At 63.0% G+C, this 19,280-nt stretch carries 4 protein-coding genes (1 of these 4 cut by a window edge); 2 read left to right on the plus strand and 2 right to left on the minus strand.

Annotation, left to right across the window (positions count from 1 at the left end; all coding sequences use genetic code 11):
- Positions 1-12,998 carry the 3' portion of a non-ribosomal peptide synthase/polyketide synthase gene (locus tag E3Z29_RS12415; protein WP_134785890.1) on the plus strand. The gene continues 1,999 nt to the left of window position 1, outside the view, so only the last 12,998 of its 14,997 coding nucleotides appear in the window; the start codon falls outside the window, past its left edge; the stop codon is at positions 12,996-12,998.
- Positions 12,999-13,065: 67 nt separating this feature from the next.
- Positions 13,066-14,025 (plus strand): alpha/beta hydrolase, encoded by a 960-nt coding sequence (locus E3Z29_RS12420; protein ID WP_134785891.1) that lies wholly within the window; start codon positions 13,066-13,068, stop codon positions 14,023-14,025.
- A gap of 947 nt (positions 14,026-14,972) precedes the next feature.
- Here the strand turns inward: E3Z29_RS12420 and E3Z29_RS12425 are convergent.
- Entirely contained in the window at positions 14,973-17,435 is a 2,463-nt protein-coding gene (locus E3Z29_RS12425; protein WP_134785892.1) for a TonB-dependent siderophore receptor, read from the minus strand.
- Positions 17,436-17,551: 116 nt separating this feature from the next.
- Positions 17,552-19,201 carry a cyclic peptide export ABC transporter gene (locus E3Z29_RS12430; protein WP_007968743.1) on the minus strand — a complete coding sequence of 550 codons (1,650 nt, stop codon included), beginning with the start codon at positions 19,199-19,201 and terminating at the stop codon, positions 17,552-17,554.
- Positions 19,202-19,280 lie beyond the last annotated feature (79 nt).

A 19,280-nucleotide genomic window follows, 5' to 3' on the forward strand; every position in this document is an offset into this window, starting at 1 on the left:
CCACCGGCAAACCGAAAGGCGTGATGGTGCGCCACGCGGCGCTGAGCAATTTTGTCGCGAGCATGATCGAACAGCCGGGTATTTGTGCCGTCGATCGCATGCTGTCGCTGACCACCTTCTCGTTCGATATTTTCGGCCTGGAAATCTATGGCCCTTTGCTGGCCGGCGCCTGTGTGGTGCTGACCGGCAAGGATGTGCATCAAGACCCGCAAGCGGTGCTCGAACTGATCGAGCGTCACGCCGTGACGGCGCTGCAAGCCACGCCTTCGACCTGGCGCATGCTGCTGGACAATGAACAGGCGCTAATCCTGGCGGGCCGCACGTTCCTCTGTGGCGGTGAAGCGCTGCCGCAGGAACTGGCGCAACGCATGCTCGCACTGACGCCGAGCGTGTGGAACCTCTACGGCCCGACCGAAACCACTATCTGGTCGGCGCAGCACGCCTTGAGTGCGGACAGCAGCCGTCCATTCCTCGGCACGCCGATCGACAACACCGCGTTGTACATCCTCGGCAGCGACCTTGAGCTCAATCCGCTCGGCGCCCCGGGGGAATTGCTGATCGGCGGCGACGGCCTCGCTCGTGGTTACTTCCAGCGCCCGAGCCTGACTGCCGAACGCTTTGTCCCTGATCCCTTTTCGAAAACCGGCGCGCGTCTGTACCGCACCGGCGACCTGACCCGTTACCGCGCCGAAGGCGTGATCGAGTACATCGGGCGGATCGACCATCAGGTGAAAATCCGTGGTTTCCGGATTGAACTCGGCGAGATCGAAGCGCGTTTGCTCGCCCTCGATAGCGTGCGCGAAACCGTGGTAGTCGCTCAGGACGGCCCGAACGGCCCGCAACTGGTCGGCTATGTGGTGCCGACCGCCGACGATATTGCTGAAGTCGAACTGCGCGCCGCATTGAAAGCCAGCCTCAAGGCCGAGCTGCCGGAATACATGGTGCCGGCGCACCTGCTGTTCCTCGCGCAACTGCCGCTGACGCCGAACGGCAAAGTCGACCGCAAAGCCTTGCCGGCACCTGACGCCAGCCACTTGCAATCAACTTACATCGTCCCGCAGACCGCCACTCAGCACAGCGTTGCCGAAATCTGGCAGGCGGTGCTCAAGCTTGATCGCGTAGGCCTGAGTGACAACTTCTTCGAACTGGGCGGCCACTCGTTGCTGGTCACGCAAGTGGTCTCGCGCGTACGTCAGGCGCTGAACGTTCAAGTGCCGCTGCGCACGTTGTTCGAACACAGCACGCTGGAAGACTTTGTCGCCGCGCTGGGTGTCGATCAGGCGCATCGGGAGCCGCCGATTGTTGCCTTGCCACGCCAGCAACCGCTGGCGCTGTCCTATGCCCAGGAGCGTCAATGGTTCCTCTGGCAACTGGAACCGACCAGCACCGCTTATCACGTGCCGGCGGCGCTGCGTCTGCGCGGTGAGCTGGATCTGCCGGCGTTGCAGCGCAGCTTCGACGCGCTGATCGAGCGCCACGAATCGCTGCGCACCTGCTTCGTCGAGCAGCAGGGGCAGACCCTGCAAGTGATCCAGGCTCACGGCACGCTCGATCTGCAGGTGCAGGACGTGGCGGCGGATCTCGACGAGGCGGCGCTGCAAGCGCTGGTCGCCGCCGAAACCCTGCACCTGTTCAATCTGCAGCAAGGCCCGTTGCTGCGGGTCAAACTGCTGCGTCTGGCCGCCGATGACCACGCGCTGGTCATCACCCTGCATCACATCGTCTCCGATGGCTGGTCGATGAATGTCATGGTCGATGAGCTGGTGGCGTTGTATGCCGCCTACAGCCAGGGCCAGAGCGTGCAATTGCCGGTGCTGCCGGTGCAATACGCCGACTACGCCGTGTGGCAGAAACAGTGGATGGACGCCGGTGAACGCGAGCGTCAATTGAGCTACTGGACCGCACAACTCGGCGATGGTGATCAACCGCTGCTGGAGTTGCCGACCGACCGTCCGCGTCCAGCCGAGCAGAGCTATCGTGGCGCCCGTCGCGATATCCCGCTGAGCCTCGAACTGGCCACCGCGCTCAAGCAACTGGCGCAGCGCGAGAACGTCACGCTGTTTGCGCTGTTGCTGGCGTCGTTCCAGACCTTGCTGCATCGCTACAGCGGTCAGGCCGATATCCGCGTCGGAGTGCCGGTGGCCAACCGCAACCGGGTCGAGACCGAAGGCCTGATCGGTTTCTTCGTCAACACCCAGGTACTCAAGGCCGAGTTCGACAGTCAGCAGACGTTCCGCAGCCTGCTGCAACAAGTGAAAAACACCGTGCTGGGTGCGCAGGCGCATCAGGATCTGCCGTTTGAACAATTGGTCGACGCGCTGCAACCGGAGCGCAGCCTCAGCCACAGCCCGCTGTTCCAGGTGATGCACAACCACCAGAGCCAGGTGCGTCAGGCGCAGGGCGCCACGCGGCTGCCAAACCTGGCGATTGAAGGCTTGCCGTGGGCGTCCAGTACTGCGCAGTTCGACCTGACCCTGAACACCTTTGAATCGAGCGACAACGTCTGGGCCGAGCTGACCTATGCCACCGATCTGTTCGACGTCGAAACCATCGAACGCCTGGCGCAACACTGGACCCGTCTGCTGCAAGGCATCGTTGCCGACAGCGCTCAGCGCATTGCCGAACTGCCGCTGCATGACGCCGCCGAACGCGCGGCGACCTTGCAGCAGTGGAACCCGGCCATCCGCGATTTCCCGAGCGAACAGTGCCTGCATCAACGGATCGAACAACAAGCCGCCCGCGCCCCGCAAGCGATTGCCGTGAGCTGTGCCGGGCAGTCCCTGAGCTACGGCGAGCTGAACAGTCGCGCCAACCAGTTGGCCCACAAGCTGATTGCCAGCGGTGTCGGCCCGGACGTGCGCGTCGGTCTGGCGGTGGAGCGCAGCCTCGACATGCTGGTCGGCCTGCTGGCGATCCTCAAGGCCGGCGGTGCTTATGTGCCGTTGGACCCGACGTATCCGGAAGAACGCCTGAGCTACATGATCGGCGACAGCGGCATCGCCTTGCTGCTGACCCAGAGTCATCTGCTGGGGCATCTGCCAGTACCGGATTCGCTGAGCAGCCTGATGCTCGATCAGGAGCGTGACGGTCTGGAAGGCTACAGCGACAGCAATCCGCAGGTGCGCATGAGTCCGGACAACCTGGCTTACGTAATCTACACCTCCGGCTCCACCGGGCAGCCGAAGGGCACGTTGCTGGCCCATCGCAACGTGCTGCGCCTGTTCGAAGCCACTGATGCGTGGTTCGATTTCGGCGCCACAGATGTCTGGAGCCTGTTCCATTCCTACGCCTTCGACTTCTCGGTGTGGGAGATTTTCGGGGCGCTGCTGTACGGCGGCAAACTGCTGGTGGTGCCTTACGAGGTCAGCCGCTCGCCGGAAGATTTCTTCGCCTTGCTCTGCCGCGAAGGCATCACCGTGCTCAATCAGACGCCGTCGGCGTTCAAGCAATTGATGCAAGTGGCCTGCGCCCCCGAACACGCGGCGCAAGCACTGGCGCTGCGTTACGTGGTGTTCGGCGGCGAGGCGCTGGAGGTCAAGAGCCTGCGTCCATGGTTCGAGCGTTTCGGCGATCAGGCACCGCAACTGATCAACATGTACGGCATCACCGAAACCACCGTGCACGTGACCTACCGGCCGATTTCGCTGGCCGACTTGCAGCGTGACGCCAGCAGCCCGATCGGCGAACCGATTCCCGACCTGTCCTGGTACTTGCTCGACGGAGATCTGAACCCGGTCGCCAAAGGTTGCATCGGTGAGTTGTACGTCGGTCGTGCCGGCCTGGCTCGCGGTTACCTGAACCGTGCGGATCTGACCAGTCTGCGCTTCATTCCCGACCCGTTCGCCGCCGATGGCGGGCGTCTGTACCGTACCGGTGACCTGGCGCGCTACCGCGCCGACGGCGTGATCGAATACATCGGCCGGATCGACCATCAGGTGAAGATTCGCGGGTTCCGTATCGAACTCGGCGAGATCGAAGCGCAGTTGCTGGAACAGGCTGCGGTGCGCCAGGCCGTGGTGCTGGCGCAGCCGGGCCTCAGTGGTCAGCAACTGGTGGCGTATCTGGTGCCAGGCGACGCCGCGCTGCTCGACGCGAGCCCGGTCGAACAGGCGCTGTGGCGTGACAGCGTGCGCGCCGAACTCAAGGCCAATCTGCCGGATCACATGGTCCCGGCGCACCTGTTGCTGCTGGCGCAATTGCCGTTGACCGCCAACGGCAAACTCAACCGCAATGCCTTGCCGTCACCGGACGCCAGTCAGGCGCAGCAGACCTATCAGGCGCCGCAAAGCGCGATGGAGCAGGGACTGGCCGCGATCTGGCAGGACGTGCTGAAGCTGCCGCAAGTCGGCATCAACGATAATTTCTTCGAATTGGGCGGCGACTCGATCATCTCGATTCAGGTGGTCAGCCGCGCCCGTCAGGCCGGCATTCGCCTCAATCCCAAAGACCTGTTCCAGCACCAGACCGTGCAGCGTCTGGCGCTGGTCGCGCAGTGGGGTGGCGACGAATCGACGATTGATCAGCAAGCCGCGAGCGGTGCGGCGTTGCTGCTGCCGATCCAGCAGCAATTCTTCGCCGACGAGATCCCACAGCGTCACCACTGGAACCAGTCGGTGCTGCTGCAACCGCGGCAGACGCTGGACGCTGAAAAAATCGAGCAAGTGTTGCGCGCACTGGTCGCTCATCACGATGCCTTGCGCCTGAGCTTCACTCAGCACGATGGCGTGTGGCAGGCCGAGCACCGCGCGGTCGAAGCGCTGCCGCAGAACCTGCTCTGGCAGGAACACGTCGCGGATGCCGCCGGTCTTGAAGCCTTGGGTAACCGCGCCCAGCGCAGTCTCGATCTGCAACACGGGCCGTTGCTGCGTGCGGTGCTGGCGAATCTGGCCGATGGCACGCAGCGTCTGCAGTTGGTGATTCATCACTTGGCGGTGGACGGCGTGTCGTGGCGGATTCTGCTGGAAGACCTGCAAAACGCTTATCAGCAATTGCTGAATGATCAGCCGTTGAGCCTGCCGTCCCGGACCAGCGCCTTCAAGGACTGGGGCGAGCATTTGCAGCGTTACGCCAACAGCCCGGCGTTGCAGGCCGAACTGGATTATTGGCAGGCCTGCCTGAGCGATGTAAGTACCGATCTGCCGTGCAAACGCGTTGACGCCAGTCAGGACAATCGTCTGGCCCAGACCGTACAAACCCGGCTCGGCACCGAGCTGACCCGCCAACTGCTGCAAGAGGCCCCGGCGGCGTACCGCACTCAGGTCAACGATCTGTTGCTGACGGCGCTGGCGCGGGTCATTGGACGCTGGAGCGGGCAGGCGTCGACGCTGATCCAGCTCGAAGGCCATGGCCGCGAAGAACTGTTCAACGGTGTTGATCTGACCCGCACGGTGGGCTGGTTCACCAGCCTGTTCCCGGTGCGCCTGACACCGGCAGACACGCTTGGCGAGTCGATCAAGCAGATCAAGGAACAACTGCGCTCGATCCCCAACAAGGGCATCGGTTTCGGCGCCTTGCGTTACCTCGGTGATGCCCGCGCGCAGCAGAGCTTGCAGGCCTTGCCGAGCCCGCGCATCACCTTCAACTACCTTGGGCAGTTCGACGGCAGTTTCGCTGGCGACGAGGCTGCGCTGTTCGTGCCGTCGCCGGACAACGCCGGCCTCGACCAGAGCCCGGAGGCGCCGCTGGGCAACTGGTTGACCCTCAACGGTCAGGTGTATGGCGGCGAGCTGCGGGTGGGCTGGACGTTCAGTAGTGAGCGCTTCGACAGCGCGGTGATCGAAGCCCTGGCCGCAGATTACGCCGCAGAACTCGCAGCGTTGATCGGCCATTGCCTGACCCCGGACGTCGAAGGCCTGACCCCGTCGGACTTCCCGTTGGCCGGCCTGACGCAGGCGCAGCTCGACCAGTTCCCGCTGGCGCCGCGCCAGGTCGCCGATGTGTATCCGCTGTCGGCGATGCAGCAGGGCATGTTGTTCCACAGCCTCTACGAGCAGGCCACCGGCGATTACATCAACCAGGTCCGGCTCGATGTCGAAGGCCTCGATCCGCAACGCTTTCAGCAGGCCTGGCAAGCGGCGGTGGACAACCACGACATCCTGCGCAGCAGCTTTGTCTGGCAGGGTGAACTGGCGCGTCCGGTGCAGGTGGTGCACAAGCAACTGGACATGCCGTTCCGCGTCCTCGACTGGCGTGATCGCGACGATTGTCAGAGCGATCTGAATGCGTTGGCCGCAGCCGAACAGGCGCAAGGTTTCGACTTGAGCCAAGGGCCGCTGTTGCGCATGGTCGTGGTGCGGCTGGACGAGCAGCGCTGCCACTTGATCTACACCAACCATCACATCCTGATGGACGGCTGGAGCAACTCGCAGTTGCTCGGCGAAGTCCTGCAGCGCTACAGCGGGGTTGCCCAGCCGCCATTGGCCGGGCGTTACCGCGATTACATCGAATGGCTGCAGCGTCAGGACGTGCAGGCCAGCGAGCGTTACTGGACCGCGCAACTGGCTGACCTGCAAGCGCCGACCATGCTGGCGCAAGCGTTGCAGGCGCAGCGCGGCGATGCACCGCGCGACGGCCACGGAGAACATTTCTGCGTGCTCGACGCTGAGCAGACGCGGCGTCTGGGCGAGTTCGCGCGCCAGCAGAAAGTCACCCTCAACACGCTGATTCAGGCGGCATGGCTGCTGCTGTTGCAGCGCCTGACCGGCCAGCCGTGTGTGGCGTTCGGCGCGACGGTAGCGGGGCGTCCGGCCGAGCTCAAAGGGGTCGAGCAGCAGATCGGCCTGTTCATCAACACCTTGCCGGTCATCGCCAGCCCGCAGTCGCCATCGAGCGTTGGCGAATGGTTGCAGAGCGTGCAGGCGCAGAACCTGGCCTTGCGCGAACATGAGCACACTCCGCTGTTCGACATTCAGCGTTGGGCCGAGCGCAACGGTGAGGCGCTGTTCGACAACATTCTGGTGTTCGAGAACTACCCGGTGTCCGAGGCGCTGGCGCAGGGCGCACCGCAAGAACTGCGCTTCGGTGAAATCCACAATCATGAGCAGACCAACTACCCGCTGACGCTGCTGGTGCACTTGAGCGACGAGTTGTCGATGCACTTCAGCTACCAGTGCGAAAGCTTTGCCGCACACAGCGTGGTGCAACTGGCCGGATATCTGCAGCGTTTGCTCGGGCAGATGAGCGAGTCGGGGGAGCGTTCGCTCAGTGAACTGAACCTGATCGAGCACAGCCCGCAGGTGAGTACCGACTTCTCCACCGATCTGTGCATCCATCAAGCCATCGCCCGTCAAGTGGCGGCGACCCCGGATGCCTTGGCGGTTACCTTCGCCCATACGCAACTGACCTACGCCGAGCTGGACGCGAAGGCCAATCGTCTGGCGCACAAACTGCTTGAGCTGGGTGTCGGCCCGGAAGTACGCGTGGGCGTGGCGATGCCGCGTTCCGAGCAGTTGCTGATTGCCTTGCTCGCGGTGCTCAAGGCCGGTGGCGCTTACGTGCCGCTGGACCCGGACTACCCGGCGGATCGCGTGGCCTACATGCTCGAAGACAGTCGGGCGCGGGTGTTGCTCACCGAGCAGGCCGTTGCGAAGACCCTGAGCGTGCCGAGCGATACCCAAGTGCTGCTGTTGGATCAGCTGTCGCTGAGCGGTTATCCGAGCAGCGCGCCGCAAACATCGGTGGCTCCGGACAACCTCGCCTACGTGATCTACACCTCCGGTTCCACCGGCAAGCCGAAAGGCGTGGCGATTGCCCATCGCAACGTCATGGCGCTGATCGACTGGTCGGGCAAGGTCTACAGCCGTGATGACATTCAAGGCGTGCTGGCCTCGACTTCGGTGTGCTTCGACCTGTCGGTGTGGGAGCTGTTTGTCACCCTCGCCAACGGCGGCTCGCTGATCATCGCCCGTAATGCCTTGGAGCTGCCGCAACTGCCGGCCCGCGATCAGGTACGCCTGATCAACACTGTGCCGTCGGCAATTGCTGCGCTGCAGCGTGCCGGGCAGATTCCGCCGAGCGTGCGCATTATCAACCTGGCGGGTGAACCGCTGAAACAAGCGCTGGTGGAGGCGCTGTATCAGCAGTCGACGGCCGAGCACGTTTACGACCTGTATGGCCCGTCGGAAGACACCACTTATTCGACCTGGACCCGCCGCAGCGCTGGCGGTCAGGCACGGATTGGTCGCGCGCTCGATTACAGTGCCAGCCATCTGCTGGATGCCGATCTGCACGCGGTGCCGCAAGGCGTTTCGGCCGAGCTGTACCTGTCCGGCGCCGGCATCACGCGCGGTTATCTGGGGCGTGCGGCGATGACGGCCGAGCGCTTCGTGCCGAATCCTTTCGACGGCAACGGCGAGCGCATGTACCGCACCGGCGACCTGATTCGTCAGCGCGAGGAGGGCGAGCTGGAGTACATGGGCCGGATCGACCATCAGGTGAAAATTCGCGGCTTGCGTATCGAGCTGGGCGAAATCGAAGCGCGTCTGCTGGCGCATGCCGCCGTGCGTGAAGCGGTGGTCGTGGCCAGCGAAGTGTCGGGCAGTCAGCAACTGATTGCCTATCTGGTGCCGAGCGATCCGGCGATCATCGAGGCCAGCGCCGAGCAACAGGCCGCACTGCAGCAAACCCTCGGCAACTGGCTGGGCGCGACCCTGCCGGATTACATGGTGCCGAGCCACCGCCTGTGGCTGGCGCAGCTGCCGCTGACCCCCAACGGCAAGATCGATCGCAAGCGCCTGCCAGCACTGGAGCTGAGTGCCGCGCAGTTGCATGTCGAACCGGTGAATGCCACCGAGCAAATGTTGGTGGAGATTTGGAAAGAAGTGCTGGGCCTTGAGCAGGTCAGCACCCATGACAGTTTCTTTGCCTTGGGCGGCGATTCGATCATCTCGATTCAGGTGGTCAGTCGCGCCCGTCAGCAAGGGCTGGAGTTGAGCCCGAAAGACCTGTTCCAACAACCGACCATTCAACAATTGGCCCTGTGCGTGCAGGCTGCCGAAGGGCATGTGGCGCCGGAGCCGGCGCTGATCGACCTGCCGCTGCACGGCTTGAGCGAGGCGCAAGTGGCGCAACTGCCACTGCCGGCGGGGCAACTCGACGGGCTCTATCGCTTGTCGCCGATGCAGCAGGGCATGCTGTTCCTCGGATTGAATTCGCCGGAATCGGACCTGTACGTCAACCAGTTGAGCGTTCCGGTGCAGGGTCTTGAGCCGCTGCGTCTGCAAGCCGCGTGGGAAACCGTCAGCCGTCGCCACGACATTCTGCGCACCGGTTTCCTCTGGCAGGACATGGCCGAGCCGCTGCAATTCGTCCTCGCCGATCCGCAGTTGCCGTTCAGTCTGCTCGACTGGCGTGAGCAGGATCATTCGGCCGAAGCCTTGCAAGGCCTGGCGGATGCCGAGCGGGCCAAGGGCTTCGACCTTGACCAGCCACCGCTGCAGCGGCTGACGCTGGTGCAAGTCGGCGAGCACAGCTATCAACTGATCTGGACTTACCATCACATTTTGATCGACGGCTGGAGCAGTTCGCAGTTGATCGGTGAAGTGCTGAGCCAGTATTCCGGACGACCACTGGCCGACGCGGTGCCGTACCGCGGTTACATCAACTGGCTGCAGCAGCAGGACGCGAATGCCAGCGAAGGTTTCTGGCGTCAGCACCTGAGCCTGCTCGACGAGCCGACCTATCTGGCGGACGCGGTGACGCGCACCGGCAGCGGTCGCGGTCACCAGGCGCTGTACAGCCGTTTGGGCGCAACCCGCACCGAGCAGTTGAAAGCCTTTGCCCAGTCGCAGCAGATCACCCTCAACACCTTGGTGCAGGGCGCATGGCTGGTGCTGCTCAGCCGGTACAGCGGCCAGCGTTGCGTGGCGTTCGGTGCGACGGTGGCGGGGCGTCCGGCGAGCCTGCCGGCCTCGGAATCGATCCTCGGCCTGTTCATCAACACCTTGCCGGTGATCAAGGACGTGCCGGCCGAGCAGGCCGTGGGTGCCTGGTTGCGCGAGTTGCAGGATTTCAACCTGGAGATGCGCGAGCGCGAATATACCCCGCTGACCGACGTCCAGCGTTGGGGCGGGCGTGCCGGGCAGTCGCTGTTCGACAGCATCATCGTGTTCGAGAACCACCCGATCGATCAGGCGCTGCGCGAGTGGCGCGATGATTCGCTGAAGTTTGGCGAAATCAATAACTCAGGCCTGACCAACTTCCCGATGGACCTGATGGTCACTCTCGAAGACGGGCTGGTGATCGAGTACATGTTCCTGCGCGAACATTTTGATCTGGCGACCGTGGAAGGCATCCGCAGCAACATGGAAGGCCTGCTCACGGCCCTGGTTCAGGACGCCGGGCAGGCGCTGGGACGCATCGGTCTGCCGACCGGGCAAGTCGCGCCCACGCCGGACGTTGTCGCGCACCCGCAGACCACGCTGGTGCACCAGCGCATTGCCGGGTGGGCCGCGCAACGTGCCGAACAAACCGCAGTGATCTTCAATGAGCAAGCCTTCAGCTACGGCCAGATCGAAGCGCGGGCCAATCGTCTGGCGCATGCGCTGATCGCCGAAGGTGTAGGCCCGGAAGTGCGGGTCGGTGTGGCCCTGCCACGCAGCGAAAACATGATCGTCGCGTTGTTGGCGGTGCTCAAGGCCGGTGGCGCCTATGTGCCGCTGGACGCAACCTATCCCCGCGAGCGCTTGAGTTATCTGATGCACGATTCGGGCATCGCCTTGCTGCTCAGCGATTCGAGTCTGCGTCAGGTGCTGCCGACCCAGGCCAACCTGCATGTGCTGGAACTCGATCAGCTGGACCTGCGCGCTCAGCCGCCGTCGGCACCGCAGGTGGCGGTGCAGCCGGGCAACCTGGCCTACGTGATCTACACCTCCGGCTCCACCGGTCAGCCGAAAGGTGTCGGCGTGGCGCACGGGCCGCTGGCGATGCACTGCCAGGCGATCGGCCAGCGTTACGAAATGAGCGCGGCCGATTGCGAGTTGCACTTCATGTCGTTCGCCTTCGACGGCGCGCATGAGCGCTGGCTGACCACCCTGACGCACGGCGCGCGTTTGCTGATTCGCGACGACAGCCTGTGGACGGCCGAACAAACCTACGACGCCCTGCATCAGTATGGGGTGACCGTGGCCGCGTTCCCGCCGGTGTACCTGCAGCAACTGGCCGAGCATGCCGAACAGCACGGCAATCCGCCGCCGGTACGGATCTACTGCTTCGGCGGGGATGCGGTGCCGGTGGCGAGTTTCGAACTGGCCAAACGAGCGCTGCAACCGCAGTACATCATCAACGGCTATGGCCCGACTGAAACGGTGGTCACGCCGCTGATCTGGAAGGCCGCGGTCGACGATCAATGCGGCGCGGCCTATGCGCCGATCGGCAGCGTGGTCGGCGAGCGCAGCGGTTATGTGCTCGACAGCGATCTCAACCCGCTGCCGGCCGGCATTGCCGGTGAGTTGTACTTGGGTGGCGCGTTGGCTCGCGGTTATCTGGGGCGTGCCGGTGGCACCGCCGAACGTTTCGTTGCCAACCCGTTCAGTGCCGACGGCAGTCGCCTGTACCGCACTGGCGACCTGGTGCGCCAGCGTGCCGACGGCACCGTTGATTACCTCGGGCGGATCGACCATCAGGTGAAGATCCGTGGTTTCCGCATCGAGCTGGGTGAAATCGAAGCGCGCCTCAAGCAGCAGCCGGGCGTGCGTGACGCTGCCGTGGTGGCCCGCGAGGGTGTCAGCGGCAAGCAACTGCTCGGCTATGTACTGGCCGCTGCCGAGACGCCGGCCGACGGATTGGGCGAACGTCTGCGCGAGCAACTCAAGGTCAGCCTGCCGGATTACATGGTGCCGGCACACCTGATGGTGCTTGAGCGCATGCCGCTGACGCCGAACGGCAAACTTGACCGCAAGGCCCTGCCGAATCCGGACGCCGAACAGCGCCTGGCCTACGTCGAGCCGCGCACCGAGCTGGAAAAAGCCCTGGCGAAGATCTGGCAGGAGGTGCTGAAAATCGAACGGGTCGGGCTCAGCGACAACTTCTTCGAACTGGGTGGCGACTCGATCCTCAGCCTGCAAGTGGTGGCCCGCAGCCGTGTGCTCAAGGCTCAGGGCCTGAGCCTGAAACTGCGCGATCTGATGCAGAAACCGAGCATCGGCGAACTGGTAGCGAGCGTTCAGGGCACGGCGGAAAAAGCCTCCGGGTTGCTGGCGATGAACGCCGAGGTCAAGGGCGTGGCGCCGTTGTTCTGCCTGCATGCCGGCTTCGGCACGGTGTTCGACTACGAGCCGCTGGCGCGGCGCCTGAGCGGTCAACGCCAACTGTTGGCGATTCAGTCGCGGATGCTGCTGGATCCGGCGTTCAACGACACCTCGCTGCAGGAAATGGCCAGTGATTACCTGGCGCAGATTCGCCAGAAACAGCCGCAGGGGCCGTATCACCTGCTGGGCTGGTCGCTGGGCGGAACGCTGGCGATGTTGATCGCCGCGCAACTGGAGCAGGCCGGGCAACAGGTCAAGTTTGTCGGGCTGGTCGACAGCTTCGTGCCGTCGGCGGCGGTTGACGTCGGGGCGGTCGATGACTGGCAAGCCGACCTGCGCGATTTCCTGCAGGTGACGCTGCCGGACGCCGCTTCGGACTTGTCTATCGACGGTGAGGAAACGCCGCACAACCTGCGCGCGCTGTTCCAGCGTGCCATGAGCGCCGAGCGCGGGGCGTCGACTTATGTGGCGCTGGGTGCCGAAGAACTGGCGCAGGTGTTCAGCGTGGCGCGCCGGCTCAAGCAGTTGTCGCTCAAGCTTGAGCGCTGTGCGCCGCTGACCGTCGACCCGACGTGCTGGTGGAGCTTGGGTCGCGAAGCCGAGGCACTGGAGCTGGCGGCGCAACTCGACCAGCCGGGCATGGGCGGTGAATGGCTGGATTGCGGGCACTTCCAGATCCCGCGCGATGAAACTTTCCTGTCCGAGGCTGAAGAAATGCTCGGCCAGATCGTTGAATCAGTAGTCATGTCCTGAAACCTGCTGTGAAACCCAAGCAAAACCGATCGGGCGCTGATGGCGCCCGATCGGTTTGGAGATTTGAATGTCATTGAATCCTGATATCGCCGCATTTCTGCAACTGGTCGGCAACGGCCGGGCCAGTGGCAAACGCGTCGGCATGCATGAGCTGACCCCGAGCGAGGCCCGTGAACAATTCGATCAGTCATCGTTGCTGATGGACGCCGGCGGTGAAGAACTGGTCGTGGTGGATGAGCTGCAATTGCCGGTGCGTGACGGTGCACTGTTGAACGCACGGATCTACAGTAACCATGCGTTGCAGGCGGGTGCCGGTCGTCCGGCACTGTTGTATTTCCATGGCGGCGGCTATGTGGTTGGCAGCCTCGACTCGCATGATTCGCTGTGCCGCGCGCTGGCCTTGCTGGCGGATTGTGTGGTGCTGTCGGTGGCGTATCGACTGGCACCGGAACATCGTTTCCCGACAGCGGCCGACGACGCCCGCGATGCCTGGGACTGGCTGGTGGCGAGTGCTGCTGATCTGGGCATCGACACGGCGCGGCTGGCGATTGCCGGTGACAGCGTTGGTGGGAGCCTGGCCACGGTGCTGGCTGCGCAACTGACGGATGCCGCTGTGCAGCCGCGTTTGCAGGTGCTGATTTATCCGGTCACCGATGCCAGTCGCAGCACGCCTTCGATCGAGCGTTTCGCCGAAGGTTATCTGCTGGAGAAGGCTTCGCTGCAGTGGTTCTACGCGCACTATCAGCGTGATGCCAGCGATCGTCTTGATCCGCGTTTCTCGCCGTTGCTCGGCGAAGTTCCGGCCGATGTCGCGCCGGTGTTGATGGTGTTGGCCGAGTGTGATCCGTTGCATGATGAGGGGGTGGCGTATGCCCGGCATTTGCAGGCGGCGGGGGTTGTTGTGGATTTGCAGGTGTACTCGGGCATGACCCATGACTTTATGCGGATGGGGGCGATTGTTGATGAGGCTGAAGAGGCGCTGGGGTTGATTGCTGGGCGCTTGGTAGAGGTGTTTACTTTGGCTTAATGGGGTGGGGGGGTGAATATCCGTTGCTGCGGTAACGGCCGCCTAGGGTTTCGCCCTTACGGCGACTCACTTTTTTTACAAACGCCTAAAAAAAGTAAGCAAAAAAACGCTTGCTCCTACGTTCGGCCCGCTCGCTGGGGCTCGGGGTCCCTTCGCTCCGGGCTCCATCCGGGCGCAGCGCCTCCGGTTTGCTTCGCTGCACCTCCTCTCGCTGTGTTTGGCTGCGCCAAACGGTCGCTGCGCTCCCACCCCCGGATGAATCCCTCCACTCAGCCTTCCGACGTCGCCTTACAGATCAAGATCAAAAGCAGGCGAGCTGACACTCGGCCTATTGAGTGGTGCAGAGCGGGTGTTCGGATTTGGTTTTGTGGTGGATTTGCCCCTCATCGGAACGCCGCCCGCCCAGCCCTCTCCCGAGGGAGAGGGAGCCAATTCGTGAGCCTTTCAGAACCTGAGTTCGACTCGGTATTTCATGTCTGCGTAGCTCCCCCAAACACCTCGATCAGTCCCCTCTCCCTCCGGGAGAGGGCTAGGGTGAGGGGCTTTTGATGTGGTTTTTGATCTTGCTTTGGCTTTTGATTTTTTGCCCCTTCGGCAGGCCGAGCGAAGGTGTTCACCCGGGGGTTAGGCGCGCAGCGCCATGCGGCGGAGCCGCATACATCGAGAGGAGGTGCAGCGAAGCAAACCGGAGGCGATGCCCCCGGATGGACACCGTAGCGAGGGAACACTGAGCCTAAGCGAAGTGCCGTACGCCGGGGCAAAGCCTTTTGGGTTACCTTTTCGGCGTCTGGAAAAGGTGACTCGCTGTAAGAGCGAAACCGCCAGCGGCAGCACCCGAAAAAACGGATATACACCCAACCCCCCAAGAGCCTGGTCGGCCCAAAGGCCGCCAAGTCCCCCAAAAAAAACGCCAGCAAATGCCGGCGTTTCAGTGAGCGCTAAACGTATTACCAGTTATAGGTCACGTCAGCAGTCATGGTGCGGCCTTCGCCGTAGTAGCAATCGAGGGTACCGTTGCACGCGGCCACGTACTTCTCGTCAGTGAGGTTTTGCAGGTTGGCTTGCAGCTTCACGCCTTTGACATGCAGCGGCGATTTCTCCAGGTCGTAAGAGACCATGGCGTCATACACGGTATAGGACGGAATCTGGAACGAGTCCGACTCGTAATCCGAACCGTAGCTGCTGCGCACGTAACGGGCGCCCAGACCCATGCCGAAACCGGCGAGGGCGGTGGAAATGTCGAAGTCATAGTTGACCCACGCGGAGGCGGTCAGCGGTGGACGCATGGCCAGAGTGCGACCTTCGCGACCGTCGTTGTCTTTCTCCCACTTGGTCTGGTTACGCGACACCGCCGCCAGCACGCGCAGGTTGCGGGTGACGTTGACCTTGCCTTCCAGCTCGATACCGCGCGAACGCACGGAGCCGCTCTGGGTGCTGAAGCCCGGGTTGTTGAGGTCGGTGGTGAGCATATTGTCCTGGTCGATCTGGTACGCCGACAGCTGGATGAAGCCGTCGATGGCCTTCGGCTCGTACTTGACGCCGACTTCGTACTGCTTGCCGGTGGTCGGTTCGAAGGCGCCGCCGCTCATGTCGGTACCGGTTTGCGGCAGGAACGATTCGGCGTAGCTGACGTACGGCGTGATGCCGTTGTCGAACTCGTAGCCCAGGCCGGCACGCCCGGTGAACTTCTCGTCCTTCTGATTGCTGTGGCCGCCGCTCAGCGGTTGCTTGTTGTCGGTTTCGGCGAAGTCATAACGACCGCCGAGGGTCAGGAACCACTGGTTCCAGCGCAGTTGATCCTGAGCGTACAGGCCGGTCTGGGTGATGGTGTTGTCCCATTTGTACGGCTGACGGAAATTGATCTGGCTGCCATACACCGGGTTGTACAGATCCAGACCTGGAGCGGTGCGGTCGTACAGGCCGAGGAATTTCGAATTGTAGTGGTAGTAGTCCACACCCAGCAGCACGGTGTGCTCGACGTCGGCGGTGTGGAACTTGGCCTGGGCAATGTTATCGATGCCGTAGACCTTGTTGTGCTGCGACCAGTCCACCGCATAACGGCTCTGGTAGCTGCCGTCGTTGAGGCCGGTAACCGGGTTGGTCGGGAACGCATAACCGTGCAGCGGCGCCACGTACTGGTCGTTGATGTCGGCGTAACGCGCGTTCTGCTTCAGGGTCCAGACGTCATTGAGTTCGTGGGCGATCTCGTAACCGACCACGAACTGCTCGCGGTGGTACTTGTTCACGTCCGGCTCGCCGAGGAACAGGCTGCGGCTGATGCGCCCGGCCTGGCTGCGATGTACGGTGCCGTTGGCGGGCAGGCCCTGGGCTTCCGGTACATCGTGGTCTTTCTGGTACTGACCGAACACGGTGATGGTGGTCTGGTCGTTGGGCAGCCAGGTCAGGCTTGGCGCCAGCAGCATGCGGTTCTGGCTGGCGTAGTCGATGGCCGAGCCGCTGTCGTTGATCACACCGGTCAGGCGATAGAGGAATTCGCCTTGATCGTCGATCGGGCCGCCGAGGTCGAAGGCACCGTACTTGCGGTCATAGCTGCCGCCACCGAGCTTCACTTCGTGCAGCGGGGTCGCGGTCGGACGCTTGCTGACCATGTTGACGATACCGCCCGGCTGGTTCTGGCCGTACAGCACCGAGGCCGGACCCTTGAGCACTTCGACGCGCTCCAGGGTGTACGGGTCGATCTGCAGCGAACCGCCGGTGCTGCCGCCGCCGTAAGGCATGTGCAGGCCGTCGAGGTACAGCGGAGTAGGGGAGAAGCCACGGGACGTCGGTTCGTCGAAGATCTTCACTCGATCCGAGAAACCGCCGCCGGTCATGCCGGGCGTGTATTGCAGGGCCTCGGTGACGGTCTTCGAGCCGCGCATCTTGATTTCGTCTTGAGTGACGACGTTGATGGTCTGCGGGATTTCCTTGAGCGACGAATCGGTCTTCGAACCGGTGGCGCTGCGCTTGGCGACGATACCGTCGACCGGGCCCCAGGCCGATTCGGCGGTGGCGGAAATGCTGGTCGGGGCCAGATCGAGGCTGGCGCCGCCGCTGCTGCGTGAACGCAAGGCGACGTTGTTGCCTTCGACGCTGTAGGCGATGTTGGTGCCTTGCAGCAGTTGCGCGATGGCGGCGGTCGGTTCCAGGTTGCCACTGACCGCGCTGCTGCGCAGGCCGCTGACTTCATCCGGGCTGTAAAGCACTTGGAGGTTGGTCTGGCGACCGAATTCCTGCAAGGCGCTCCCCAGCGACTGTGCAGGAATATTGATCGCCACGGCGGCGGCCTGGGCCTGGCCGATCATCGGCACAGTCAGGGCCATGGCGCAGAACGCGGGCAAGGTGCAACGGAAGGAGCGGCGGATCAGCAGAGCCTTGGCGAGCGGGTGGAGTCCGTGCGGTGCGGGCATTGTTCTTCTACTCTTCAAAGTGTTGACTGAGAACTATTTCTATTAACTGTTAGTAAGACGTTGAGCCTTCCGAAAACCGGAAAACTCAACGCAAATTTTTTACAAAATTTTCACAGTCAGGCGGGTTGCAGCTCAGTGACCACTTTGCCGGCGCTCATGCGCACCAGTTGATCGGCGACATCGAAGTAACGATCGTCGTGGGAAATGACGATGATGGTCTTGCCCAAACGCTTCAGGTCCGGCAGCAGCTCGGTGTAGAAAATCCGCCGGAAGGTCGGGTCCTGATCGGCGGCCCACTCATCGAACACCAGCACCGGACGCTCTTCCAGCCAGGCGTTGATCAGGGCCAGACGCTTGCGCTGGCCGGTGGACAGGTCGGTGGTGGTGAACGAGCCGTCACGCACGCTGACCTTGTGCGCAATTTCCAGGCGCTCCAGGTATTGGTTGGCGTCTTCCGGGATATGCGTATCGCCCTGGACCACGTCGTCGAACAGGTAATAGTCGGCGAAGATCGTGGTGAACAACTGGCGGTAATCGTCGCGGTTGGCGGCATCGACGAGCTGCTGGTTGAGGCGGATTTCGCCTTGCTGCGGCGCGTACAGGCCCAGCAGCAACTTGATCAGCGTGGTCTTGCCGCAGCCGTTTTCGCCGACGATGAAAATGATATCGCCCTGTTCGATTTTCAGGTTCACCGGCCCCAGCCGGAACGGCTTGGCGCCTTCTACCGTCGGGAAGCTGTACGAGACATCGGTCAGCTCCAGGCTGTGCACCGGGGTCTTTTGATGGCCCTGATCACTGAGCAGCAGGTGCGGCTCGGGCGAGGAGAATTGCTCGGACAGATCGGCGATCCGGCGGAACGCGATTTGCGCACGACTGACGATCGGCAGGGTGCCAATGATGTGTTCCAGCGGCCCTTTCATGTACAGCAGCACCAGCACGAAGCCGCTCATCACCGCTTTGTCGGCGCTCGGCCACAGCGATTGCAGGCCCAGCGCCAAGCCGATCACCACGAAGAACAGCATCGAACCCAAGGTCTTGGCGACCACGAAAATGTTCACCGAACGCACCTGCGTGTCGCAGATTTTGTCGGCCGTGCCTTCGATGCCCGAGACGAACATGCGATGCCGGCGCGGGCGATGGATGCGCAGTTCCTTGGCGCCCTCGGCGACTGCGTGATAGTGCTTCTGCAACTCGTCTTCGTAGTCGCGGGCCTTGAGGAAACCCTGCATGCCACGCCCGCGCGCAATGTACTGAATGACCGTGCCGATCAGGATCGCCACGGCCATCATCAGGAACATCGGCCACGACAACATCGCCAGGTAGCCCATGCAACCGAGGGTCACGGTCAGGGAAATCGCCAGCGGCGCAAAGGCGAAAGCGAAGTCGCTGATGGTGTCGACATCGTGGGTCAGCACCGGAATCAGCCGATGGCTGCGATAGCGCTCGATCTGCTCGATCGGCGCCGAAAGGACTTTCTCGCCCAGCTCTTTGCGCAATTTGGCGATGATGTGCTGGCCGACGAAATTGGTGCCGATGTCGGAAAAGATCGAGCTGGTCAGCGCCAGCAGGCACAGGCCGGCAAACACCGCGACCATCGTGCTGGTCAGTGCGCCCTCGGCGTGCAGCACGTTGTTGATGGTCGCCAGCAGCGCGGTGACGCTCAGGCCACCGACCATGCCGAGCAGGATCGACACGCTGACGATCAGTCGAAAGGGTTTGAGCAGGGCGAACAATTCATTGATCACCCCGCGTGTTGGTTTGCTCATGGAGGTTCCCTGCTTGAAGGAGCGGCGAACACCGGCACTGCTCGGGCGGTTCGCCTGGATGACGTAGAGGGGCGGTGGG

The organism is Pseudomonas sp. S150 (assembly GCF_004526365.1).
GTDB lineage: Bacteria > Pseudomonadota > Gammaproteobacteria > Pseudomonadales > Pseudomonadaceae > Aquipseudomonas > Aquipseudomonas putida_A.

Bases quoted from the DNA above. Each gene is read 5' to 3' on its own strand.
- E3Z29_RS12430 (WP_007968743.1), bottom strand. From the start codon at position 19,201: ATGAGCAAACCAACACGCGGGGTGATCAATGAATTGTTCGCCCTGCTC.
- E3Z29_RS12420 (WP_134785891.1), top strand. From the start codon at position 13,066: ATGTCATTGAATCCTGATATCGCCGCATTTCTGCAACTGGTCGGCAAC.
- E3Z29_RS12425 (WP_134785892.1), bottom strand. From the start codon at position 17,435: ATGCCCGCACCGCACGGACTCCACCCGCTCGCCAAGGCTCTGCTGATC.